Origin of the sequence: Frankia sp. AgB32 (assembly GCF_023243045.1) — a bacterium.
In the GTDB taxonomy this organism is placed as follows: Bacteria; Actinomycetota; Actinomycetes; order Frankiales; family Frankiaceae; genus Frankia.
In genome coordinates, this window is the sequence record NZ_JALKFX010000042.1 from 29,818 (window position 1) to 54,633 (window position 24,816).

The 24,816-nt window shown below is 71.4% G+C and carries 18 protein-coding genes; 14 read left to right on the forward strand and 4 right to left on the reverse strand.

Annotated features, from left to right (window positions below):
• Positions 1-21: 21 nt before the first annotated feature.
• Positions 22-1,164: an ABC transporter substrate-binding protein gene (locus MXD60_RS14835; protein WP_308222481.1), complete on the reverse strand. Its 1,143-nt coding sequence runs from the start codon at positions 1,162-1,164 to the stop codon at positions 22-24.
• 622 nt (positions 1,165-1,786) lie between these two features.
• Here MXD60_RS14835 and MXD60_RS14840 point away from each other — a divergent pair.
• From MXD60_RS14840 to MXD60_RS14880, 9 genes are all read left to right on the forward strand, one after another.
• Entirely contained in the window at positions 1,787-5,131 is a 3,345-nt protein-coding gene (locus MXD60_RS14840; protein WP_248819650.1) for a sensor histidine kinase, read from the forward strand.
• A 74-nt stretch (positions 5,132-5,205) separates the two neighbouring features.
• The gene (locus MXD60_RS14845) at positions 5,206-5,610 is read left to right on the forward strand and encodes a roadblock/LC7 domain-containing protein (protein ID WP_248819651.1); all 405 of its coding nucleotides are present in this window, start codon (positions 5,206-5,208) and stop codon (positions 5,608-5,610) included.
• Positions 5,611-5,667: 57 nt separating this feature from the next.
• A complete protein-coding gene (locus tag MXD60_RS14850) occupies positions 5,668-6,027 on the forward strand; it encodes a DUF742 domain-containing protein (RefSeq protein ID WP_248819652.1) in 360 nt (119 codons plus the stop codon).
• Positions 6,028-6,158: 131 nt separating this feature from the next.
• Complete coding sequence (locus MXD60_RS14855) at positions 6,159-7,097, forward strand: proline dehydrogenase family protein (protein ID WP_248819653.1); 939 nt, start codon at positions 6,159-6,161, stop codon at positions 7,095-7,097.
• A 7-nt stretch (positions 7,098-7,104) separates the two neighbouring features.
• Positions 7,105-8,793: an L-glutamate gamma-semialdehyde dehydrogenase gene (pruA, locus tag MXD60_RS14860; protein ID WP_248819670.1), complete on the forward strand. Its 1,689-nt coding sequence runs from the start codon at positions 7,105-7,107 to the stop codon at positions 8,791-8,793.
• 129 nt (positions 8,794-8,922) lie between these two features.
• The gene (locus tag MXD60_RS14865; protein WP_248819654.1) at positions 8,923-9,159 is read left to right on the forward strand and encodes a hypothetical protein; all 237 of its coding nucleotides are present in this window, start codon (positions 8,923-8,925) and stop codon (positions 9,157-9,159) included.
• A 279-nt stretch (positions 9,160-9,438) separates the two neighbouring features.
• Positions 9,439-9,879 (forward strand): DUF5134 domain-containing protein, encoded by a 441-nt coding sequence (locus MXD60_RS14870; RefSeq protein ID WP_248819655.1) that lies wholly within the window; start codon positions 9,439-9,441, stop codon positions 9,877-9,879.
• Positions 9,880-9,991: 112 nt separating this feature from the next.
• Positions 9,992-10,675 carry an AIM24 family protein gene (locus MXD60_RS14875; RefSeq protein ID WP_248819656.1) on the forward strand — a complete coding sequence of 228 codons (684 nt, stop codon included), beginning with the start codon at positions 9,992-9,994 and terminating at the stop codon, positions 10,673-10,675.
• 80 nt (positions 10,676-10,755) lie between these two features.
• Positions 10,756-12,306, forward strand: a complete 1,551-nt coding sequence (locus MXD60_RS14880; protein ID WP_248819657.1) for a CoA transferase — start codon at positions 10,756-10,758, stop codon at positions 12,304-12,306.
• Between the two features lie 90 nt (positions 12,307-12,396).
• Here MXD60_RS14880 and MXD60_RS14885 read toward each other — a convergent pair whose 3' ends face one another.
• Complete coding sequence (locus MXD60_RS14885) at positions 12,397-13,692, reverse strand: hypothetical protein (RefSeq protein ID WP_248819658.1); 1,296 nt, start codon at positions 13,690-13,692, stop codon at positions 12,397-12,399.
• An 843-nt stretch (positions 13,693-14,535) separates the two neighbouring features.
• Between MXD60_RS14885 and bfr the strand changes: the two genes are divergently transcribed.
• The 3 genes from bfr to MXD60_RS14900 all read left to right on the forward strand — a co-directional run bounded on the left by bfr (position 14,536) and on the right by MXD60_RS14900 (position 17,902).
• Positions 14,536-15,018, forward strand: coding sequence for a bacterioferritin (bfr, locus tag MXD60_RS14890; protein ID WP_248819659.1), 483 nt, complete (start codon positions 14,536-14,538; stop codon positions 15,016-15,018).
• 648 nt (positions 15,019-15,666) lie between these two features.
• The gene (locus tag MXD60_RS14895) at positions 15,667-16,278 is read left to right on the forward strand and encodes a superoxide dismutase (protein WP_248819660.1); all 612 of its coding nucleotides are present in this window, start codon (positions 15,667-15,669) and stop codon (positions 16,276-16,278) included.
• 700 nt (positions 16,279-16,978) lie between these two features.
• The gene (locus MXD60_RS14900; RefSeq protein ID WP_248819661.1) at positions 16,979-17,902 is read left to right on the forward strand and encodes an alpha/beta hydrolase; all 924 of its coding nucleotides are present in this window, start codon (positions 16,979-16,981) and stop codon (positions 17,900-17,902) included.
• A gap of 23 nt (positions 17,903-17,925) precedes the next feature.
• Here MXD60_RS14900 and MXD60_RS14905 read toward each other — a convergent pair whose 3' ends face one another.
• Positions 17,926-18,591, reverse strand: coding sequence for an HD domain-containing protein (locus tag MXD60_RS14905; RefSeq protein ID WP_248819662.1), 666 nt, complete (start codon positions 18,589-18,591; stop codon positions 17,926-17,928).
• Between the two features lie 421 nt (positions 18,592-19,012).
• On the opposite strand from MXD60_RS14905, the gene MXD60_RS14910 reads away from it, so the two are divergent.
• A complete protein-coding gene (locus MXD60_RS14910) occupies positions 19,013-20,713 on the forward strand; it encodes a GlnX family signal transduction membrane protein (protein ID WP_248819663.1) in 1,701 nt (566 codons plus the stop codon).
• 122 nt (positions 20,714-20,835) lie between these two features.
• Positions 20,836-21,870 (forward strand): glutamate ABC transporter substrate-binding protein, encoded by a 1,035-nt coding sequence (locus MXD60_RS14915; RefSeq protein ID WP_248819664.1) that lies wholly within the window; start codon positions 20,836-20,838, stop codon positions 21,868-21,870.
• 27 nt (positions 21,871-21,897) lie between these two features.
• Here MXD60_RS14915 and MXD60_RS14920 read toward each other — a convergent pair whose 3' ends face one another.
• Positions 21,898-24,195: a serine/threonine-protein kinase gene (locus tag MXD60_RS14920; RefSeq protein WP_248819665.1), complete on the reverse strand. Its 2,298-nt coding sequence runs from the start codon at positions 24,193-24,195 to the stop codon at positions 21,898-21,900.
• Positions 24,196-24,816: the final 621 nt, after the last annotated feature.

Below are 24,816 nucleotides of genomic sequence, written 5' to 3' on the forward strand. Positions count from 1 at the left end.
TCCGTCGAATCGAACGCCGTTTCAGGGCATGATGGTCGCGTTTCCTGGAAGATCAAGTGCGACGAGGGCGGACCGTACACGTTCCCGGTCGATGCTGTCGGCGTCCATGATTGCGCGCGCAAGGATTGTCGCTGTGGTGAATGCCATAGCGGCGTTCGTTGTCATGGGCGTCCCGAAGTCCTGCTGATAGCGTTCGGTTGCGACCGCTGCCAGTGGATTGGCCCGAGCGATGGTCGGGGACCAAGGTGCCTGTCGGCTCACCCGGACCTCGAAGCCGGGTACCTCGGTAAGTCGCGACGCCTCAACCGGCGCGCCGTAAACGACTACCTCCGGCGGTATGTACCCGCCCGCGCGGAAGGCGTCTCCGATCTTTTCGCCGGTGCCACTGGATGCGGTCGTCAGTACGACGTCGGGTGCCGCGGCGCGGATTGTCGCCACCGCGGCTGGCAACTCGGTACCCTCGGGTTCGTACGGCGCGGACGCGACGATTGGATTTCCGGCATCCTCGACGAACTCCGCCACGGTCGAGCGCAGATCGTCGCCTGTGGCGTCGTTGCTGTAGAGGACGGCCACCCGTTGGGCCACCTGTCGCTGCTGCTCGATGTTGCGAAACAGCGACAGGACGGCGCCGCCATAGTCGGCGGCGTCGGGGCCCGCGCGGAAGAACCAGTCCAGGCCCCGCTCCGTAAGTGCCGTCAGTGGCGCGTCGCCGTTGATGAACGGGGTCTGCAGCCGTTCCGCCCGCTGGCTGGCGTCCAGCGTGGCGTCCGAGTCGAGCGCGCCGACGATCCCGGCCACATCACGGTCAGCTGCCAGTGTCGCCGCTTCATCCGCTGCATGCTGTTGATCATTTTTGGTGTCCAATGTCACAACCGACAGTCGAGCATGTCCGGATGGCCCCCAGATTTGTCCGGGCTGGTATCCGGGCCACTCCTTTCCCGCGTTGATGAAGCTGCGAGCGAGTTCCGCTCCGCGTTGTGTGTCTCGTCCACTGCCCTGGTCTCCGCCGGTCGATGGCGCGAGAACTCCGATCTTGACTATCCCGGAAACATTCGATTGCCGAGAGTTGTCGGAGTGGCTACAGGCCGCAAGGGTCGCGGTACACGCGAGCGCAAGACCTGCCACGCACATCCTTCGAATACCGTGGATCATCACGCCCCACATGCACGCGGCTCTGTGTGGAGTGAAAGCTCCAGCGACCGGCGCCGACACTAGTGGTTTGCCCGGAGCTGTCGACAGCGGGGTTGTATCCAGGGCGGACGATTAGACCACTCTCGTCAAGAGGCCCCCTGTCGGCCGTCCGGTGGGCGCAAAATAGCCTTTCGGTCTGGTTGAAGCGGCACCGACGCGAAGGCGAGCCCGAAGGGGCGATGCCGGCCGGGCGAGGGCTCGAGCTCGACGTGGTGCCGTCGAAGCTCCGGCGATCGAGAGGTGAAGAGGTACGGGACGCGTGATCGAGCCAGGAACAGAGCGGGCGGGGGCCGAGGTGCGCATTGGCGTGCCTCGGGACTCTCGCGGTCTGGACTCGCGGGACACGGATGGCCGCGGCTTTCTCGCCACGACACCCGGTCACGGATCGGGCCTCGCTGTCGGGCTTTGGAAACCGTCCCCCGGTGGTCAGACCGCGGGGCCGCCTGTTCCGGAGAGCCCGGATCGGTCCGGGGCGGCGCCTGGGTCGGAGGAATCCGGTAGGCAGGCCTGGCGGCGCGGGCGGCGTCGCGCCGGCTTCGCCGCACGCGCGACCGATCCGGTTGTCGGTGGTGGAGAGAAAGGGAGTCGCCGCGCCATGGCACGCCTGCGGCCACGCCGACGACCGGGGCTGCGGGACCTGCCCGTCAACGGCAAACTCTTCGCCGCGTTGGCCGTACCGACGGCGGCGTTCCTGGCACTCGCACTCCTGTCGGCGGTCACCTGGCTGTCCAGCGCCGCCAGCTACGGCCGCGGGGTGACGGCGGCGAAGCTCGGCCAGCAGGTCACTGCCACCGTGCACAAACTGCAACTGGAGCGCGACCTCGCTGTCGGTTTCATCAGTAGTGGTCGGGGCGCCGATGCGGCGACGCCACTCACGGCCCGACTCGGCAGCCAGCAGCACGCGGTCGACACGGCAGTCGTCCAACTGCGGGCAGCCCTTCATGGGTCCACGGATGATCTGGGCGCCACAACCGGCTCGGTGGCCCAGCGCGTCGTCGGCGGTGTGGACGGGCTGCCGGCGCTACGGGGGTCGGTGCGGTCCGGTGGACTGACGATGGACGCGATCTTCAACCAGTACTCGACCGTGATCACCGATCTTCTGGATCTTGACCGTCGGATCGGGCAGGGACGCGACAACGAGGACCTGCGCTACTCGGCAACCGTCCTGAACGACCTGTCCACCTTCAAGGAGATCAACTCCCAGGTGCGCGGTCAGCTCTACGCCACCGCCTTCGCCCATCGTTTCGACGTCGGTGCGTCCGACCGCTTCTCCGGGCTGCTCGCGCAGGCGCAGACCGCGCAGGACGCGTTTCGCGCCGCCGCACGCCCGGAGGACTGGGCCCGCTTCGATCAGATCGTCAACGGCCAGGCAGTGCTGACGGTCAAACGCATCTCCGAGCGGGCTGTGCAGCGCCAACGGCTGGACGACCTCGACATCGATCCCGACCAGTGGTTCGCCGCCAGCACCACGCACATCGAGCTGCTGCGAACCGTCGAGTCGCAGCTTCTCGCCAACACCACCCGCTCGGCCGAGCAGCTACGGACCGACGCGTGGCAGCGGACCGCACTCATCGCCGCTTTCATCCTGATCATCACTGTCGGTGCGAGTGTCTGGACGCTCGCGATCGCGCGGACGATGACCGGGCCGCTACGGCGCCTGCGGGCCGAGGCACTGGATATCGCGGAGGTCCGCCTGCCGCAGCTGATCGAGCAGCTGTGGACGGAGGACCTCGACAAGGTCGATGCGACCATCCAGCCCATCGGCATCACCTCACGCGACGAGATCGGCGAGGTCGCCCACACCTTCGACCGGCTGCAACGCGAGGCGGTGCGGCTGGCCACCGAGCAGGCCGGTCTGCGTCGCAACGTCAACACGCTGTTCCTGAGCCTGTCCCGGCGAAGCCAGAGCCTGATCGAACGGCAGATCGCGCTCATCGATCGGCTCGAAGCCGCCGAGGAGAACCCGCTTCAACTGGAGAACCTGTTCAGGCTGGACCACCTGGCGACCCGGATGCGCCGCAACAGTGAGAACCTGCTCGTCCTAGCCGGCACGGGTCCAGGGCGGCGGCGGTCGGGCTCGGTGCCACTCGGGGACGTGCTGCAGGCCGCGCTCGGTGAGATCGAGCAGTACGAGCGGGTGCAGATCGTCGACGTGCCGGAGGTCCGCCTCTCCGCCGAGCCGGTCAACCACATCGTTCATCTGGTGGCCGAACTACTGGAGAACGCCGCCCAGTTCTCCCCGCCCTACCTGCCGGTCGACCTGGCCGCCACCAGCGCCGACAACGGCGATGTGCTCATCGCCATCAACGATGGCGGCCTTGGCATGTCCGAACGGGAGCTCGCCGCGGCGAACCAGCGACTTGCCGAACCCCCGCTGTTCGATTTCGCCATTGCCCAGCGCCTCGGGCTGTTCGTGGTCTCCCGCCTGGCCAGCCGCCATGACATCGATGTCCGTCTGTCCCGATCCGACGCCGGCGGTGTCCGAGCGTCCGTGCGATTGCCGGCGGCTCTGCGCGCGGGTGCGACGGGCCTGGTGCCCCCGCCCGCTCGCGAAAAGGCGACCGGGCAGGCCGGTGCCGCGACCGCCCGAGGAAGTCTGGACGGCGCGCTCGTCACCTCCGTCCGCAACGGGTCCGTCCGCGACGGGCGGACCGGAGCGCAGGAGTCGGTCGGCGCCGACCTCCGAGGCGACCAGGACCGCGCTCTGGTGGCACAGGCCAGCGTGCCGCCGCTGCGGGCGACCACGGATCCCGACAGTTCCGGCGGATCGCTGCCCCGCCGCAGGGCCGGCAACGGCTACGACGCCCTCGCCCTCGTCGGGAACGCCTTGGCGACCCTCGACGGCCCCGCGAGTGACGACGGCGGAATTTCGGTCACCTCCGGCCGGACGCACGGCGTGGCCGCAGACGCCGATCGGACGGGCGCCCCTCCGGCGGCCGCTACGTGGATCCATTCCCGGGTCCCCGGCGACACCATCAGCTCCGCGCTGGTGGGCAGCCACGACGAGACGCGTGCGGGCGGCGCGCCGCCCACGGATCACGGGGGCCAGCCCAGGACCGTGGGTGACGTGGCCGTGAGCCTGCCGCCCATCGCTGACGCCGTCGCCGAGCTGGAGCGGCGTCGCGCGCAGGCGGCAGGCGAGCGCGGGACGGTCGTGCCACTGCCAGGCGCAGGCACCCACCTGCCTGCCAGTCCGGTGGTGCCGGCCCGCCCGGTGGCGGAGCGCGTCGATCCAGGCGCCGGGACACAACCCGGAGCGAGGGGACCGCGAGAGCCGGGGTTCGGTGCGCCCGCGATCAGTCCAGCGGGGCCCGGACCGGGTTCGACAGCCACGCCCGTGGTCGTGTCCGCGGCTGCCCGCCGCTGGACCGAACTCGTGCGGGAGGCGGCGGCGGACGTGTTCTCGCTCGCGGCGTCACACGACCCGTTCGACTGGTTCACCCATGACCAGGCGTCCAGCGGTCCTGGTCCGGCCCCGTCGATGACCACCGAGGTGGGTTCGGCCTCGTGGTGGAACAGCGCGCCGTCCGAGAACGGGTTCCCGACGGCGTCGCCCGACGCCGGTACCGACTCCATCCCGACACCGGTCGTGGCGAACGATGGGTCTGCGAGCACGAGTGCCGTTGATGAACCCTGGCCCGCCGCCGGCGATGCGCCGACAGCGGCTGGCCCGGCAGCGTCCCGGGCCACCACCCTGTCAGGCCTGCCGGTTCGCACCCCGCAGGCGCAGCCGTTCGCCGTTCAGGGGCCGCTGCCCGCGCCCGCCCGGCCGGCCGAGCCCAACCCGTTCTTCGGTTATGTCGCGAGTACCGACCGGGCGATGGACGGCAGCGAGGCGGACGCGCCCGAGTGGATCAGGGGCCGGCTGACCCGGCTGTACGAGGGTGTACACCATGCCCGGGGAAACGGTCTCGTGCCGGCCGACGATGCCGACGGTTGAACCCAGCCGCCCCGCGCGCCGCACCTGACCCTTGACGTCACCGCCGATCACAACCGGCAGTCTGGAGGACAATCGTGACCCAGCCGGACAACACGAATCCCTCACTCGACTGGCTCATCAACAACTTCGTGGACTTCGTTCCCGGCGTGGCGAACGCGATCCTCGCCTCGTCGGACGGACACCTGCTCGCGGTGTGCAGCGGATTCCCCCGTGAGCGGGCCGTGCAGTTGGGCACCATCGCCTCCGGTCTGTTCAGCCTGACCACCGCCGCCGCGGAGTTCTCCGACGGCGGGCGCGTGACGCAGACGATCGTGGAGATGCCGCAGGGCTCCTTGCTACTCATGGCGGTGGGTGAGGGCTCGTGCCTCGCGGTGCTCGCCTCCAACACCTGTGACATCGGCCTGGTCGGATATGAGATGACGGTGCTTGTCGCCCGGACCCGGGAGGCGTTGACTCCCGAGCGGCGGGCGAAGGTGTGACCGCTGGTCGCCGGCCGACGTCCGCACGTCCGCACGTCCTGATGGCCGGGTGAGCGGATGAACGGGGACGCGCCCGAGCCGTCGGGGGAACTCGTGCGGCCCTATGCGGCGACCCGTGGTCGGGCGCGGCCCTCACGACTGCTTGCGCTCGAGGCGATGGTGACCACGACGCCCCAGGGTCTCGCGAGAGTGTCCGGGCTGCTGCTGGAGCAGAAGTCGATCGTCACCTTGTGCGTGTGGCCGCAGTCTGTGATCGAGATCGCGGCCGCGCTTCGGCTGCCAGTCGGCGTGGTGCGGGTGCTGGTGGCGGACGCCGCGGCGGAGCGGCTGGTGGACATCTCCCAGCTGAGTACCCCGACGGGCGGGCCGGAGCTGGACCTGTTGGACCGGGTGCTGACCGGACTGCGCCGACTCTGAGCCGCCGAGTTCGGCGCGCGCAGCCGCGCGGACCCGCGGGGCCGCGCCACCCGACTGGACAGCCGGAGCCATCTCCGAGATGCTACCGATTGTGTTGAGTCGATCACCAAAGGTTCGGGTTCGGGGTCGCGATGATCCGTGATCTCGTGCCCCGCATCGTCGCCACCACCCCGGTCCGTGCCGGGCTCGCGCACGGTCCACTCTCCGCCGCCTTCGTCGATCGCTTTGTGGCGGGCCCGACAGAGGCTGATGCGGTCAGGGCCGTCGCCCGGCTGGCCGGCCTTGGTCTGACAGCTACCGTCGACCGCCTCGGTGAGGGCGTCACCGAGCCCGCCGAGGCGCTCGCCACCGTGGGGGCCTACCGTTGCCTGCTCGACCTGGCCGATCAGGCTGGATTCGCAGACGGTCTCGACCTGTCCGTGAAGCTGTCCGCTCTTGGCCAGGCTGTGCCGCGGGACGGGCACAAGGTGTCCTACGAGAACGCCGCCGAGATCGCCGGGCGGGCGGCGGCGGTGAACGCCACGGTCACGCTGGACATGGAGGACCACACCACCACCGACGCGACGCTGGACACGGTGCGGGATCTTCGCCGTGACTTCCCAACGGTCGGCGCGGTCCTGCAGGCCCAGCTGCGGCGGACCGAGGCCGACTGCCGTGATCTCGCGCATGGCGGCTCGCGGGTCCGTCTGTGCAAGGGCGCGTACCGGGAGCCGGCGGCTGTCTCGTACCGGGACCGATCCGGCGTGACCGCCGCCTACGCGCGCTGCCTGGGCATTCTGCTGTCCGGGGCCGGATACCCCATGATCGCTACGCACGACCCCGCCCTGATCGCGCTCGCCGACCGGCTCGTTGAGGCCCATGGGCGGCCGCCGGGGAGCTACGAGTACCAGATGCTGTACGGGATTCGCCCGGGCGAGCAGCAGCGCCTCGCCGCGCGGGAGGTGACTGTCCGGGTCTACCTTCCCTACGGCCCGGACTGTGTGCCGTATCTGTCCCGGCGGATCGTGGAAAAACCCTCCAACCTGCTGCTCGCCCTTCGCGCGCTGGGGCCCGCCCGACGCGATGAGTGAGGTGGCCATGGTTTCTGCGGCGAGCGTCGTTCCCAACGCCGAGAACGAGCCGGCCCGCGACTACGCGCCTGGCTCGGCGGAGCGGGCCGGTCTGCGCCGGGCTCTGCTCCGTCTGGGCGGCGAGCACCTCGAGCTGACCAACACGATCGGAGGACGGAGCCGACCCGGTGGCGGAGTGTCCCGCGACATCGTCCAACCACACGCGCATCGGCGGGTGCTCGGCACCTTGCGGGAGAGTACGCACGTCGATGCCGCCGCCGCCGTCACGGCGGCCAAGGCGGCCGCGGGGCCGTGGCGTGAGTTCGGCTTCGTGGAGCGAGCGGCGGTGTTCCTGCGTGCGGCGCAGGCGCTCGCCGGGCCCTGGCGTGACACCCTCAACGCGGCGACGATGCTGGGCCAGTCGAAGACGTGCCAGCAGGCCGAGATCGACGCCGCCTGCGAACTGATTGATTTCTGGCGCTTCAACGTGATGTTTGCCGCAGACCTGCACGGCGCGGCGCCACGCAGTGCCGTCGGTGAGTGGAACCGGCTCGACCTCCGTCCGCTGGAGGGCTTCGTCTACGCGGTCACTCCGTTCAACTTCACCGCCATCGCCGGAAACCTGGCGACGGCGCCCGCGCTGATGGGCAACACCGTCGTGTGGAAACCCGCGCCGAGCCAGGCCTTCGCCGCCCATTTTCTGATGCGGCTGCTCGAAGACTCCGGCCTTCCACCCGGGGTGATCAATCTGGTGGGTGGGTCGGGCGAGCCAGTCAGCGACGTCGTCTTCGCCGACCCGGATCTTGCCGGAGTCCACTTCACCGGATCCGCCACCGTCTTCGCTCGGCTGTGGCGATCCGTCGCCGCCCATCTGGACGGCTATCGCGGCTATCCCCGGATCGTCGGCGAGACCGGCGGCAAGGACTTCGTGGTCGCGCATCCCTCCGCCGACATCGACGTCCTGCGCACGGCGTTGGTGCGGGGAGCCTTCGAGTACAGCGGCCAGAAGTGTTCAGCGGCCTCCCGGGCCTACGTACCTGCCAGCCTGTGGCGGCGGATGGACGCGGAGCTGGCGGCGGCGACCGAGGCGCTGTCAGTCGGCGACGTCAACGATTTCGACCACTTCACCGGCGCGGTGATCGACGCTCGCGCCTACGCGCGACTGGCAGCCGCCTGCACCCGGGCGGCGAGCGACGCCACCATCACGGTGCTGGCCGGCGGGCACTGCGACGACTCCACCGGCTGGTTCGTACGACCGACGGTCCTGGTCGGTACGGACCCGGGACGCGAGTGGTTCACCCGTGAGCTGTTCGGCCCGATCCTGTCCATCCACGTCTACGACGACAACCGCGTCGGGGCGTGGGACGAGGTGCTGCGCCTCGTCGATGCGACCAGTGAGTACGGGTTGACCGGATCGGTCGTCGCCACGGACCGGGCCGCGATCGCTCGGGCCGAGCACCTCCTGCGGTTCGCGGCCGGCAACTTCTACATCAACGACAAGCCGACCGGCGCGGTCGTCGGACACCAGCCCTTCGGTGGAGCACGCAGGTCAGGCACCGACGACAAGGCGGGGTCGGCCCAGAACCTGCTGCGCTGGGTCAGCGCGAGGATCGTCAAGGAGAATCTCAGCCCGCCGGTCGGACACGGCTATCCGCATATGGGACGCCCGTCGTTCGCCACCCCCCTCGCGGTCCCGGTCGACCTCGAGTCCGGGTAGGCAGCCGTCGCGGCCGGCAGGGGCCGTGATGAGGCCGACATCAGCCCGGCGCAGATAAACACGGGGACGGTGAGATCCACGGACCATAAACTTCGGCTGTCCGGTCCTTCAGATCATCCAGGAGTCGTTATGCCGGCTGCCGAGCGCACGCGCCACCTTCTGACCTTCTGCGGCAAGTGCAGCTGTGGCTGCCCGGAACTGCTGGTCGACCATGAGGCGCCCACCGAGCGCCGCATCGTGATCACCGACGACTTCGGTCAGCGCATCCAGATGAGCGTCGAGCAGCTCGAGGCCATCGTCGAGGAGGCCCGCGCCGGCCGGATCACCGAGCTTGTCACCGCGGAACTCGCGCTGGGAGTGCGCTGAGGTGCCGCGAGGCAGATCCCGCCGCGCCGGGCGGCGGACACCTCCGCCCGGCGCGGCTGACGGGCGTGTGGTTACCCCGGTAGGCGTGCGCCGTCGGTCCCGACCCTGGTGACGCATCATCACGTCCTTCTGCGATCGCCGCAGCTACCTACCGCCGTCACGCTCGTCGCCGCCGTACTCACCGCGATCGTGGCGGGTTGGCATGCGGCGCGGATCCTGGCATATGACGGTCGAGCCGATCATCTGCCAGGATTTGTCCGCCGCCTACGTCGGGGGCGCGTGGCCTTCGTGCCTGCGGAGTTCGGCCACATGGCGATCGCGGCGGGCATGGTCGTCATGTTCGTCGGTCCGGCCGCCTGGAGTTCCTCCGCTGCGTTCGCCTGCGCCTATCTGCTTCTCGCCGGGGTCTACCTGCTTCTCGTCCTGACTCATCCGGCATGCTGCGAACCGGCGAGATGGTCGTGCTGCTCGATGCTGGTGATCGAGGCGCTGGCGATGTCCTGCATGGCCCGGGCCGGCCGTTGGCCGGTGGGTGAGCTCGGTGATCCAAACGATCTTTCTGGTTGGTTCATCGTGGTCTTTGCCGCCTCCGCGGTCGCCGCGGTCGGCGGGCCGCTGCTGCGGCGGGCCGCGTCCGGGCAATCCCCTGCTCCCAGCCCGGTCACGCCGATCACCTCCCGGCTGGTGATGGCCGCCGGCATGCTCCTGATGCTGCGGTGAGGCCACGGGAAGGCCGCCTGGCCAGGCCGACCGACGCCAGGCCCGCCCCCACGCGCGGGACGGCTGGCGGGGTCGGCCGCAAAGGGCGATCCCGGCGGGTTTCAATGGAGGTATGACACGTCCCCTGGGAGACTTCTCGGGCGGCCAGCCAGCCGGCCCGCCGTTCGCCCTCGAGGAGGGCGGACGGATGCTGCGGGTACGTCTCGACGGTGGCACGGTGTTTGCCAAACAGGGCTCGATGGTCGCCTACCGCGGTCGGGTCGACTTCGCCTACAAGGGCCAGGGCGTGGGTGGATTCCTCCGGCGCGCGGTCACCGGTGAGGGCCAGGACCTGATGAAGGCCGAGGGTCGGGGCACTGTCTGGTTCGCGGAGTCCGGCAGTCACATCTCGATCTTCAACCTCGACCGGGACGCCCTGACGGTCAACGGCCGAAGCCTGCTGGCTCTGGAATCCGGGGTGAAGTACAAGATCACCTCCACTTCGGGCGGCCTCGGCGCGATGATCGCCGGAGGTGTGTTCAACACGGAGGTGTCGGGCACCGGCGGTGTCGCCGTGCTGTGCCTGGGGTCTCCGCTGGTCCTGTCGACCGATGAGCCGGTGTGCGTCGACCGGGACGCTGCGGTCGCCTGGACGGCCGGTGTCCGGACCAGGGTGGTCTCCACCTTCAAGCTGGGCAATCTCGTGGGCCGCGACTCCGGGGAGCTCGCGCAGATCGAGTACTCCGGCCGGGGTGGCTTCGTCGTCGTCCAGTGCGGCGAGACTCCGGCGGCGGGTACGACCTCCGACAAGACCTGACCCGCCGTTTTCTCGACCCCGCGCTGGGAGCTGTCGTGCCGACACCAGGAGCACCGCCGGCCGGCGATGCGATGCCCGCGGTGCTCACGAGGTCGTCCGATCCCGCGGAGCTCACCGAACAGTCGACGCGGCTGGCGCTCGACGAACTGCGTGGAGTGCTCGTCGCGCAGGGCCTCGACGGTGGCACGGAGCGGGCGAGCGTCCCCGCGGCGGCGGGCCCGGGTGGTGCGCCGGCCGGCGCACACGCGCTGAGCTGGGCGGCCAGCGGACTGATGTGGCTGACCGGGACGCCGGATCGGGCACCCCTGGTGCCGGACGGACCAGTCCTCGATCGCGCGCGGGCAGCGGCCCGGCTGTTCGCGTCGCTGTCCGCACGGCTCGGTTGCCGGGTTGATCTTGATGTTGCTCGCCTGCTCGGCGGTCGCGCCGCCGTGCTGGGGCTGCGCCGTGGGGGGGAGTTCTCCGCGAACGGGAGCTGCCGCCTGCTACCGGCCGCGGACGAGTGGATCGCGGTGAATCTCGCCCGCCCGCACGACGTGGGCGCCGTCGATGCACTTGTCGGGGCCCTCGGCGCCCGGACCGGACCGGCCGTGGCCCACCGGAGCCCTGCCAGCCAGGCGTGGACCGCGCTGGCCGGCACGGTTTCCACCGTTGCGGCCTCGGACGTGATCCAGATTGCGCGGTTGTTGGCCATACCGGCGTCCGTACTCCGCACGGATCGCCGGACCGTGCCGTTCCGTTCGTTGCCGGTGGTGGACGCCCGACCCGCGGACGGCCCCGCGCCGCGCCGCCCCTCGGGGGCGCGGGATGCCACTGATCGCCGCCCGCTCGTTCTCGACCTGTCCGCCATGTGGGCCGGACCGTTGTGCGCGCACCTGCTGGGGCGGGTCGGACTACGCGTGGTCAAGGTGGAGAGCACCACGCGCCCCGATGGCGCGCGCGGCGGCGACCCGGCCTTCTACGACTGGCTGCACGCGGGGCACGAGAGCGTTGCGCTCGACTTCGGCGCGCCGACGGGCCGGGCGCAGCTGCGGCACCTGGTGGAACGGGCAGATATCGTCATCGAGTCGTCGCGTCCGCGCGCCCTCGCCCAACTCGGTCTCGACGCGCAGGGGCTCGTCGCGGCCCAGCCCGGCAAGGTCTGGATCAGTATCACCGGGTATGGCCGGGTCTGTGGCGCAGTGGACCAGGCGCCGGATCCGGTCGCTTTCGGCGACGACGCCGCCGTCGCCGGCGGCCTCGTGGCCTGGGAGCGGGGTGCTCACGGTAGGACCCCGGTCTTCTGCGCCGACGCGATCGCTGACCCGTTGACAGGTCTGTTCGCCGCGGTCGCGGGGGCCGCCTCGCTTCTGTCCGGGGGCGGCCACCTCCTCGACATTCCCATGCGGGACGTCGCCGCCTGGGTGGCCACCCGATCTGGCGTCGACGATGGCGATCGGCGCGACCAGGCGCTTCCGTGGCGGGTCACCGGGTCTGAGCCAGCCGGCTGGACGGTGCACCATGCTGGCCGCGACCAGCAGGTACTGCCGCCACAGGCGCCGTGGTCGGACGACGCAGCCGCGCCCATACCGCGAGCCGCCCCGTCCGGTGCGCACACCCGGACAGTGCTGGCCGGGATGGGCCTGATCTGACCCGGCAGGCCCGGGATTTCCGCAGGTGACGGGCCTGGGCGACGCCGCGTGCCGGCCCGTCCGGCGGTGTGCGCCGGGTCGCTCGGGCACTCAGTCGTCCCTGGCCCGCCGAGGTCGACCTGATCGCGATCTGGGCTGGGCGCGCCGCCGACGCGTTCGCGGCCGGCTGGCGCCTGACCCGTCGTCCGGCTCGCGGGGGTGGGTGGATCCCGCCACCTCCCCGAGATCTGCTGCGGTTGCCGGATGACCTGAATCGATCCCCGCACCGCCGGCCGGTTCGAGACCGGACGGTGGCGCACCGCCAGGCTCGGTACGGAGTGGCGGGTCGGAGGCGTCGAACACGGGTTCCGTCGGGTTGTCGTCGCCGAGGAACCCCCCTGCCGGTTGGGAGTGGGCGCGCAGGCTCCCACCCACGCCGGCGCTGGGCCGGCTCGCCCAGCCGATCTCGGTGGCGGCCTCGAAGAAGGCATCGTCCAGCCCGGGCCGGAAGCCGACGGTGGGTGCGTCGTGCGCCGGCCTGGGCCGCGGCGTGCCGGCGACACGGGATCCGAGAGGCGCGGCGGCCTGCCCCGTCGGTGGGTCCGCTGCCTGCGCAGACCCCACGGCCCGGCTGCCGCTGTCGGCGGTGTGGTGCCGGCGCCGCCCGGGATCGGCGGCCTCGACCGGCGGAGCGGCTGGGACAGGCGCGGCCAGGCTGGTGCCGTTCCCGGCCGGCGGGATCGTGCCCGCATCGACAAGATGCCACGCCACCACGGCGAGACCGACCAGCCACACGTACCAGACCAGCTGACCGATCACTCTGACGGTGATCGCCGTGTCGACCCCGAAGGGCAGGAGCGTTCCGCCCAACATCCCGCCCGCAGCGAGCCCCCCCCACCCGGCGAGCGCGAGGGCGGCGAGACGGGTCGACACCGCCCGACCGGGCACGCCACGGAGCAGACCTGAACGTGCCGCCTGGGCCAGCAGGACAAACGTCCAGCTCGCCGTCAACAGGCAGGCCAGGACCTCGCCCGCCATGACCCCGAACAGCGTCCGGGCCGTGTCGAAGGTGGCCAGGGCATGATCCGCCTCGGCTGGAATCGCGGCTCGGCGGGCCAGCGCCGGTACCGATACCAACCAGAACAGCACACCCGTGAGCTGGGCGGCGGCGGCCGCAGTCGCCAGCACCATCAGCAGCGGGCGGTGCGGCCCCCGCGGCAGGAGACGGACAAGCCCCACCGTTATCGGCACAAGCAGACCGTCGGCGATGCCGGCCAGGGCGAGCGCGGCGCCGATCGAGAGCCCGTGGTCCCGCACGGCGGCGAGCGTGCCGGCCGTCGACGCGGTGAGGACGTCGGGATAGCCCAGTGAGCGGCGCAGCGCGGTGAGCCCCAATGCGCCGCTCACCGCGCAGACCAGGAGCAAGGTTGCGGTGGGGCGCTGACCCGTCGACACGGACGTCGCACCTCCCCGACCTCTCCGGGCTGGTGGTCGCGACGGCGGGCGGACTCAGCCTCGCGGCGCCCGCGCCTCCCGCTTCCATCTTCCGTCACGAGAACATCACGTAGAGTAGTCGAACATGGGAGGGTGAGCCTGTCGGGGCCGCGAGGGTGGGTCATGTTCGACCATGTCAGTCCGTGCCGCGCTCTGTCCGTGTCGCGGGCCGTGTGAACGCGGCGTCACGGTCGATCTCGGCGATCGTTCTCGCGTCGTCGGACATGGCGGACGAGATTGCGGCAACTACACACTGCACGCAAAGATGTACGTCGCGATGCTGACCGGCTGTGGCGCCTCGCTCCGGTCCGCCTGCCAGGTTGATGATTTCCATCTCGGTTTCGGTGCGGCTCCCGCCTGGCTGGGGCCCGCCGAAGAGTGGTATTCAACCGTGGGCGGCGAGGCCCCCGGCTATTCCCGGCAAGGCGGTCTGCACGCCCCGATTGAGGCGGATCGTCCGTTCGTGTGTGCCACCTCCGGGTAGGCTCCTCTAAGTTCGGGCAGCCTTACCTGTATTGGTGTCGCGGAAGACGGGGTGGTGCGGGCGTCCCCGGCTCCCTGCGAATTCCCTATCTGTGTGATTTGCTGATGCCGAGAGGTTCGTGTGTCCGACCGCTCCGACTGCTCTGTGGCGACGTCGCCGCAGATCGTTCGGGTTCCGGCAGCGGGCAGACGGCCCGGTGCTATGGGGACCGAGCCCCCCCACGCCCGTGGGGAGGTCCGGTCGGAGACGGTCGGCGGAAGGGTGTTGAACTGATGGCGACCCGTGGTGACGCGGAAATCATAGAAGTGCTTAACAGTGTTCTGACGAACGAGTTGACGACGATCAACCAGTACTTCCTGCATAGCCGGATGCAGCGGAACTGGGGCTACCGGCGGATCGCCGAGCACTATTATCACGAGTCGATCGACGAGATGAAGCACGCAGATAAGCTGATCGAGCGGATCCTCTATCTCGGTGGACTTCCGAATCTGCAGCGGCTGCACACGCTGCGTATCGGTGAGACGGTTCCCGAGCAGCTTGAGATCGACCGCACTGGCGAGGTGGACGCGGTCGACCTGCTGCGTCGGGGCATCGTGCTGGGCCGGGAGCGCGGCGATGTGGGCTCGGCGGTGTTGCTGGAGGACATCCTCGTGTCGGAGGAGGAGCACATCGACTGGCTCGACGCGCAGCTCGAACTGATCTCGCAGTTGGGTGCGGCCCACTATCTGAGCCAGCAGATTCACGAGGACGACTGACTCATCCGGCGCGCAGCGGCCAGTCCCGGGTATCACGCCCGGGCCCGGCCGATGGCCTGTTCGGTGTCTGGTCGGCGCGTCGCTCCTGGGCTCGTCAAACCATCGGTGTCCGGCTGTCGCGGTCTGCCCTTCCGTCCGGCGCAGCCGTTTCGGGGTGAGCGCGAAGTGGTCGGACATCCTGGTCCGCGGCGAACCCCAGGAGGGCACTCGATGGACCCGGACCTGGCCGGGCGGCGGGAACGGCGCCTGGCCAGGTAATGCCGGCGGTCCGGTGGTTGGCCGGCTTTGCCCGGGGCACGTTCGCACGCGGAGCCGAAATTCCCCACCCGCTACGCTTTCGTTACTGGGTGTGCTGGCGGCGGCGGCGCGGTTCCATCCCGGATGATGGTGTCCGGTCTCGCTATGCAGGACCGATCCTCCTGGCGATAGGGTTCAGGCGGGGGGATCGCAACACCTGACATCGACGTCCGCAGGGTGCCGTCGCGGCGGCTGGTAGGGGAGGAGCGGCTGATCATCGCCCGGTCTGTCCCGCTGTCGCCGTCTCGCCAGGTGGCCGTGGACGTCGCCGAACCGCCCACCTGAACTGCCGGGAGTCCCCACTCGGGTGCCCCCGGACGAATCCCTTGGAAACGAAAGGATCGTGCTCTAGTGGCGACGTACACGCTGCCGGACCTGAAGTACGACTATGGCGCGCTGGAACCGTCCATCATCGGGCAGATAGTCGAACTGCACCATGACAAGCACCACGCGACCTACGTCAAGGGTGCCAACGACACGCTGGAAAAGATCGCCGAGGCCCGGGACAAGGGCGACTTCGGGGCGATCGTTGGTCTGGAGAAGACGCTCGCGTTCAACCTCTCCGGGCACATTCTCCACTCGATCTACTGGGAGAACCTGTCTCCGGACGGCGGTGACAAGCCGGACGGCACGCTCGGTGAGGCGATCGCCGCTGACTTCGGGTCCTTCGACGCCTTCAAGGCGCAGCTGAACGCCGCGACCACGACGGTGCAGGGTTCTGGCTGGGGCGTGCTGGCCTACGACGCCACCGCGCAGCGGCTGCTCGTCGAGCAGGTGTACGACCACCAGAGCAACGTGGGTGTCGGCAACACGCCGCTGCTCGTGTTCGATGCCTGGGAGCACGCCTGGTACCTGCAGTACAAGAACGTCAAGGTCGACTACGCGGCCGCCCTGTGGAACATCGTCAACTGGGCTGACGTGGCTGCGCGTTACACGAAGGCCAAGGGCGCGGCGGCTCTCTGAGCACGCTGTCCCTGCTCGACCAGCCGGGCCTGACGTTCGGCTGATCCAGTCGGTCGCGCGACGTGGCGCCTCGGCACTCGCTGAGGCATGCGTGCGGGCATGGCCGGGGCCTCCGGCGACGGACGTCCTTGCCATGCCCCCGCGCGCGCGTTGCTGTGAGATATGGCATATCTGCGTCGCCTTGACGAATGGCGTCGAGCTACTCAGTGTGGTAGACATGTCTGTGGACGTGCATCAGTCCGTTCGACGGCCGTGTGAGGCCCTCACGCCGCCACCCTGTTCCACGCGACACTGTCACTGATTCACGACAACATGTCCGCGGCCGCCGCGCCGCGCCGGCCGCCACGGCTGTTCCAGGCCGACGCCGGGATTGCATGTCGCCACTTGCTTCCCCTTCTCCTGGATGGTCGGGAGCCACGTCGGCCATAGGCGGTCCACGCGACCGGACCGCGGTGACCGGTAGCTCTCAGCTACGCGGCACCCTGGCCTGGCGACCACCCGTACGACCGCGGTGCGGCCGAACGAGAATCCTCATGTGCTTGTCCGCGCCGGACAGCCGGGCATCGGTCCGCGAGGGACCCGGTGTTCTGGTGGCGACCGGCGCGAAGATCTCCTGTATGCCCCTCACACTGCCGCGCCCGCGGCACGTCCGGCCCCAGGCCGTGGCGACCGATTTCTCGCGAAGGAGTGCCAGGCGCCGATGAAGTCGCCGAGCCGTCCGCCGTTCCGAGCCGTCCCCGAGACCGGGGCCACCACCCACGCCGCGCACCCGACGCCGCCCGGGCCGACCGCGGCGGACGGGTCCGCACGACGCGAACCCCAGGTACCGGCCGCACGCAGCCACCAGACTCGAAGCGCCGCCGAGCTGCCCGCCGGTATCGGGTCGTCCCGTCGCCGCCCAGCCGACCTCACTCCCGTGGCGCCGCGCCCCCGGTCCGCCCCGGACGCGCCCGCCCTGACCGCGGGTCGCCTGGCGGCCGGTGACCTGTGGGCGCCCGCCGCGAGCAGCTCCGCCAGGTCAGCGACGACCCTGCCAGGCCGCGCCGGCGAGCCGGAGGTCAGGTCCGTCGTCGCCGCCCTGCCGGGCCGTGGCGAGGATCTGGCGGCCTTCGCGGCGCTCGGGGAGCGTCTCGCGCTGGACGGCCACCGCCTCATCACCATCACCGGCGGAGCCAGCCGGATCCCCGCCATCGTGGAGACCCGAGTCCCGGGTGTGCCGTTCGTACTCCTGGGGTCCGACACCGGCGCGCTCGCCGCGGTCGCGATGACCGGCTCGCCCGCCGTCCGGCCCGACGGGCTGGTCCTCCTCGGCATACCGTTGTTGCACGTGCCGGTGGCGGGGCTGCCCCTGGAGGATCCCTCCCCGCGGATCCTGCCCGACCTGCCGATCCTGCTGATGCACGGTGCTGACGACGAGGTGAGCCCGCTGCCACTGGTCCGGATGACCACCCGGACCGCCCGGCAGGCCGACCTCGAGGTACTTCCCGGCGGACATGATCTGCTGACCGGTCCGGGCCGGCGCTGCGTGGCGGCCCGGACACTGCTGTTCCTGGAGATGCTTCGGTCCGCGGACACCGCGCCGACACAGCGGGCGTTGACCCCGCACACGTCGCCGATCGCCTGAGCGGGCCAGGTCGGCGTGCCGATTCAGGGCAGAAGGTATCCCCGGCGGACTGCCTCGTCGATCATGACGCGAAGGTATTCCCAGAGGGCGCGCGATCCACTCGCGATGACCTCCTGATGGGCCAGCACGTCGGCCTTGGTCACCCCGTGCGCACGCCAGCTCCGGCCGCGGGTGTAGAAGTTCAGCAGCAGTGGCTGGACTCGGTCCAGCGCCCGCGCGAAGCGGGCGTCGGGCGTGCGGCGCGCCTCGAACTCGTCCCACATCGCCCGCAGCGGGACCGCCTGGTCCGCCGGTAGCTGCGGGAAGAGCCGATCGGCGGCGGCACGCTCACGTTCCTCCTGGTCGGCGACGGCGCGCACGTCGTACAGGAAGGTGTCGCCGGCATAGACCTCGACCAGGTCGTGGATGAGCAGCATCCGGATGACGCGGGCCTGGTCGACCTCCGCGGCCGCGTACTCGCCGAGCACGACAGCCAGCATGGCGAGATGCCAGGAGTGCTCCGCGTCGTTCTCCCGGCGGGACAGATCGATCAGATGGCTCTGCCGCAGCACGGACTTGAGCCCGTCGATCTCGACCAGGAAGGCGATCTGGCGGGCGAGGCGAGCGTCGGTGATGCCCGCCGGCGGTGCGACGGGCCCGCCGGGTGACGCTGTCGCGTCGTGGCCGGACTCGGGCGGGCTCGTCGACACGCTGAACCTCGCAGTCTCCTGAGGGCGTCCGGCCCGCTGGCCCGGACAGCCGGCGGGTACCTGCCACCTGTGGGGGTTCGCCGCGCGACGGGGGTTCTCACCAGTATGGAGCGTCCGTGGGGACCATGCCTTCGACGCCGGCCGCGGCACGGCGCAGGCCCGGTGAGGACCCGAGGTCGGCCACACCAGGCGATATCCTGCACGACCTAACAGGATCACGAGTACATGCGTACGCTCCGTGAGCGTGACTGCCGTAGTGTCGCCGCCGAGCGGGGAGCCAGAGGTCCCGCGCCGGCCGCGTCTGCGGCGACGGTCCGGTGGGGCGGATCCGCACGGCGGTCCGCGCCGCCGTTGGACGCGGTCGGCGGGAACGGAGCGCCCGGGTCGCCCGCACCCACGCGGGATTGCCCGCCTGGCGTGGGTGGCGCAGGCGATTGTCGCCCGCTGCGACGCGATGGTGACCTTGGTCGGTCTGCTCGCGGTTCTGGTGGTGACGCTCGGACTCTTCGGACTGACCCTGCGCAGTGTGGTCGCCCACCGTCTCGACGCGACGGACGATCTGGTGACCCGCCAGGGGCAGGCCCTCGCCACCGCGCAGGAGTTGCGATCCGCGCTGTCCCAGGCTGACGCCGCCGCCGCCGGTGAGGTGTTCGCCTCGGTCGAGCTCCTGGTGGACCGCGGCGAGCCGGCGGCGCAGTTGCGACGGCGCTACGACGACATCAAGACCGGTGCCTCGTTCGAGGCCAGCGTCGCCGAGTCCGCCCGGGATGTCCTCGACCTGCGTCGGCTCGATCCCGCGCTGTGCCCGTCCGGGGCCGACTCCAGGATCACACCAGCGGTGTCGATGCCCGGGGACGAGGCCACTGACGACGATGACCCGGGCTCCGCGGCGGGTGACGGCGATGATCCGATGGAACGCGGGGCGCCGCCGGACGGATCCGGTCAGGCCGGCGGGATGGAACCGCCGTGGTCGGACCGTGCGCCCGCGGACGCGGCGCCGGCAGCTGGCCGCGACGCCGCGGCCCCCACGGGTGCCGTACCGCCGACCGACGACGTCGCCAGCGGGGGCGGGCCGGCTCCGGCTGCCGGACCCTGTCCGCTGGAACTGCTGACCGAGGCCATCCCCGTCTACAACGGCATGGTCGAGCGGGCGCGGGCCAACGACCGGGCCGGTCTTTCGGTAGGGGAGGCGAACCTTCGCGCGGCGTCGACCATGATGCGCGCCGAGATCCTGCCTGCCACCGAGGTGCTGGTTGCCCGCTACGCCGATGCCGTCGACCTCGCCTACCAGCGGGCGACCGGGGCGCGGGGGGAGTGGGCGGTGGTGGTCACGGCGGCGTTGGCACTCGGCTCGCTGCTCGGTGTGCAGTTCCTGCTGGTCCGCCGAACCAACAGGTTGATCAACCCGGGCCTGGTGATCGCGACGGGCGCGGTGCTGACCGCGACGATCTGGACGGCGGTGGCCTTCGGTACGCAGCAGACTCGGCTGGACACCGGTCGCGACGCCGGCTACCGGCCGATGACCCTGCTCGCGCGCTCGAAGACCCTGGCGCTCGAAGCCCGGGTCGACGAGAACCTCTCGCTCGCCGCGCTCGGTAACGGGGTCCGCTTCGACGAGCACTTCGCCTGGGTGGCCCGCGGCCTGGGGTTCGAGCCCAACGGGCGGCGGCTGGAACCCGAGGCGGTCACCCGGCGTGGTTCCCTCGTCGTCGCGCTCGACAGCCCGGGTGGGGCGGCCCCGCCGCCCGACCTCGAGGCGGACCTGCAGACGTGGCTGCGGGTGCGGGACTCGGTGGTCCGGCTGCTGGCAACCTCGCCGGACTCGGTGGTGGCCGCCGCCCACGGTCCGGGTGATGCCGGCTCGGCCGGGGGAGATCCGCGCTCGTCCGACGCGTTCGGCCTGGCGGTGACCCGCACGCTCGGACCCGGGACCGCCGCGTTCACCCGTTTTCTCAGCACGCTGGATGTGGCGATCGACAGCGCGCGCGGCCGGTTCGAGTCGGACGTCGACCAGGCGGCCGACACGATGCGCGGCCTGCGGTTGGCGGGCCCGGTTCTGCTGCTCGCCGCGATCGTCGCCGCGGCGGCCGGGATGTGGCCGCGGTTGAGGGAGTACCTGTGACCCGCCGTGGCCGGCGACAGATCGCCCCCGGCGGCCGCATCGGGATCCGACTGCCACGGCCGGCCCGTCGGCCCCGGCCGCGACCGGTCGCCGCTGCGCTCGCCTGCGGTGTCGCGCTCCTGGTGACGGGTGCGGGTTGCAGCACCGCCCGCAGTCCGCTGCCGATCGAGGCCGGGCCGCTGCCGCGCTCGCCGGCGCCGGCGTCGACGCCGGCCGAGTCGTCCGCGGCGACCCAGACGGGGGGAGCCGGCACGACGAACCCGGACGGAACCTGCCGCGAGGACGGGCAGCCGCTGCGGGCCAGCGAACCGCCGCTGGCAACGCTGCCGTCACCGGGGCAGATGCCCGCCGGCAGTCGGATGGCCATGATTGCCCGGGGGCGCGGGTACCTGCGGGTCGGCATCGCGACCGACGCGCCGCCGGCGGGCCTGATGAACTGGCGGACCCTGCGGCTGGAGGGGTTCGATGTCGGGATCGCCCGCGCGGTCGCCGCGGCGATCTTCGGGTCGGCAGACGTCGACGACCACATCCAGTTCCATGCGGTCACCACGTCCGAACGCGAGGACCTGCTGCGTTCCAACATGGTCGACATGCTGGTCGCCACCATGACCATCACCTGCGAACGCAAGCGGCAGGTCCGGTTCTCCAGCCCCTATTACGAGTCCACGCTGCGGCTGCTGGTCCGCCAGGACGCGGGCATCGGCGGCCTTCCCGACCTCGCCGGCCGGCCGGTCTGCACCTCGGCGGGCAGCACCGCCAGCGCGAAGCTCGCCCGGCTGCCCGCGCCGGCGCCGCGGCTGGTGACCCGCACCCGGATCGCCGACTGCCTGGTCGCCCTCCAGTACGGCGCCGTCGACGCGATCGTCGGCGACGACGTGCTGCTCGCCGGCCTGGCGGCACAGGACCCCTACACGGTCGTGCTGGGCCCGCAGGCATTCGGACCGGCCTTCGCGGCCGGCGGTCGGCTGGACGAGCCCTACGGCATCGCCATGCCGATCACTGGCGACGCCGCGGGGGACGACGGCTTCGTCTCCTTCGTCAACGGGGTGCTTCGCCAGATCATGCTCGACGGCACCTGGTCGCAGCTGTACGACGAGTGGCTTCGGCCGGGCCTGCGGATGCCGGGCCGTCCGCCCATCGCCAGCGTGCTGTCCTGAGCACGCCGGGGGCCGCCCGGCCCGCGATCAGATCAGGGTGCGGGGCCGGGCGCGGTTCGCCTGGTTGACCAGGCTCACCCGGCCGGCCCGATCCCGGGTGAGCCGAGCCATCTCCCGGTAGGTCTCGGCCAGGGCGAACCGCAGCTCGCGTTCGACCATCGGCCGGCCGAGCAGTTCCGGCGCTGCTGGGCCCTCGGCGGGGACGCCGCCCTCGGCGAGGATGCCCAGGGCAGCGAGGAAGATGTCGCGGCGTAGCTCCGCGCGCCGTCGTTCGCCCAGGTCGAGCAGCGGATCGGCCAGGATCGCCGCCGCACGCAGCAGTGCCGCGCAGCCCGCGGCCGGGGCGCGGGGCACGCATGGTCGGTCCACGAGGACACCGATCATCCGTACCCGCGAGGCGGTGTAGGCGGAGGAGGAGCGTTGCACCCGCTGGTAGGCGTCGAGCCTGCCGCCTGGGTCAACCCGGCATCGGGCCAGTCCGAACGCGGCGCTCGTGACGCCGGGATCGATGACGCACACGACGTCGAACAGCTCCGCCGCTCGCTCCCGCGCCGCGTCCCGCTCCGCGGCCGAACCGGCGCCTGCCGCCACCTCGGCGAGGGCGACGGCGAGCGCCAACCGCGGGGCGATCTCCCCCGGGACCTGCGAGTACACCCGGTCGAAGGCGGCAACGGCGAGGCCCGGGCGCCGCCCGACCAGCGCCGCGAGCCCCCTGTACCAGTCGATGCGCCATTCGTGGGGGGCGTCCGCTGTCGCCTCGTCGAGCACCCGCGCCGCCGCCTCGAGCTGCCCGGCGCGGATCGCGGCGCGAGCGAGGGCGAGCCGGACCTCGAAGGTCATCGGCACGATCGCCGCCAGCCGCGCCGAGAGCGCGTCGGGGTCCTCGTCCGGCCCGGCGGACAGCGCGGGCGCCCGCGGGTCATCCGGGTCCACCCGCAGGTCGGGCAGCACCTCCCAGGGTGCGGGCGGCCCCGCCGGCCCGGCCTCGCCGGTGGGATGCCCGGCGGAGTCGAACCAGCGGCTCGCTAGCGGCGGCACCGGCCCCTCCGTGCTCGCGACGATCTCGTACAGCACCCCGACCAGCTCGTCGGTGAGTTCGGTGGTGCTCTGGAAGCGTCGCAGCGGGTCGGTCGCGGTGGCGCGGCGCAGGAGGCGGTCCAGCGATTCGAACTCCCGCAGCCGCGGATGGGCCCGGCGCGGCGGCAGCACGTGCCGGTAGGCGTCGACGAAGCCGGGGAAACGTCCCAGGACCAGGCGGGCGAGCGTCCGGGCGACGGCGAAGATGTCCGTCGTCACCGTGGGTGTGGTCCGCTCGATTCCGCCGGGGCGTTCGCCGTCGTCGTCGAGTTCGGGCGCCCGATAGCCGGGGGTCGACAGGTAGCCGGAGACCCGGTCGTCGAGCCGGCGCGCTCCGCCGAGGTCGATCAGCTTCACCCCGGACGGCGTGATCATCACGTTGTCCGGTTTGAAGTCGCAGTACACCAGGCCCATCCGGTGCAGGTGCCCCAGCGCGGGCAGGACCCGCAGCAGATAACGCAGCACGTCGGCGGCCGGCGGCGCGCCGGGCTGCCCGTCCGGCCCGGCGGGCGCGGAGTCGGCCAGGGCCGTCAGCGAGATCCCGGGAACGTACTCCATGACGATGTAGTCCTCGCCGGCATGGGTGACGTAGTCGAGGATCTTCACGATCGCCGGGTGGGAGACCGTGGTGAGGATGCGGCGCTCACCCTCCGCGATCCGCCGGGCCTCCGGGTTCGCCGCGTCGAGCAGGCCCTTGAGCACCACCCACGCCTGCACGTCGTCGCCGCCGAGATTGTCGTCGGTGGCGGCGTAGACCCAGCCGAGGCCGCCATGGGCGATGACGCCGTGAACGGTGTACCGGCCGACGCGCTCGCCCGGTCGCAGCTTGACGGTGAACGAGTAGCGGTGTCCGCACTGGCCGCAGGTGCCTTCCAGCGAGGCGGCCTCATGCTCGTCCGGGCGGGCCACCGGGGCGCCGCAACCTGCGCATTCCCGCAGGCCGACGGGCACGCTGGGGGCTTCGAGCAGCGGCGGGGTCGCGCCGGGAGGCGGGCCGATCCGACGGGGCAGGCGCAGTGGGTCCCGGGGCACGCCGGGCGCCGGTCCGCCCCGCGGGCGGCTGATCGTCCGGGGGATGGGGACCGCGGGGCCGGCATCGTCCTCCCGGCCGTCGCCGGGACGTGCGGAGCCGGTGAAGTGGGCACGGGTGGGTTCGGTCGGTTCGAGCCAGCGCGGCTGCCCCGCCTCGGCGCGAGCGGCATGGGGGTCGCCGGGGTCGTCGGGGTGCTGCCGGCCGTCTTCCACCATGGGCGTGCCTCTCGCCACCGTGACCGTCCCGCGCCCGGGTGGTGACGACCCCGCGGGGCGCCGCACCGGATTCGGATCGCCCCGCACCCGGCAGAAGATCACCGTGCGTGGTCGACCGGGCGCGTCCACAGCCTGCCACGGCCGGGTGGGCCCGTCGCGGTGGGAGAGGGCGCGGACCTGTCAGGCCGGTGCGGTCGGCGGGCCGGCCGGGCGCATTCCCTCAAGCTCGCCCGGCGGGCATCGGACGGTGTGTGCCCACTTTGACGGGAGAGCGGGTTTCCCGGCGGCGAGGATTGGCAGTGAACGGGAGAGTGGCCCGGTGTCCGTCGAGTTTTGTTGCGCATCTCCGAATTTTCGGTGCCGCCGGCTGCCCGGATCGCCCGACGCCATCGCGGTGGATCCGGCCCGATACTTTCGTCGTGGCGAAAAGTGTGTCGCGACGCGGCAGAACGGCCGACGTTGCCGGATTCGACGGCGGGAATAGGCCGCCCGGCCGCCGCTATCGACGGCAGCCGGGCCCGGGCCGCGCCCGGCCCGCGGGGCCGCGCCGCCGCAGGCTCGGCGCCGCGCCGGCGGCCGCCCCCCCGCCGGCGCCCCCCCCCCCCCCCCCCCCCGCCCCCC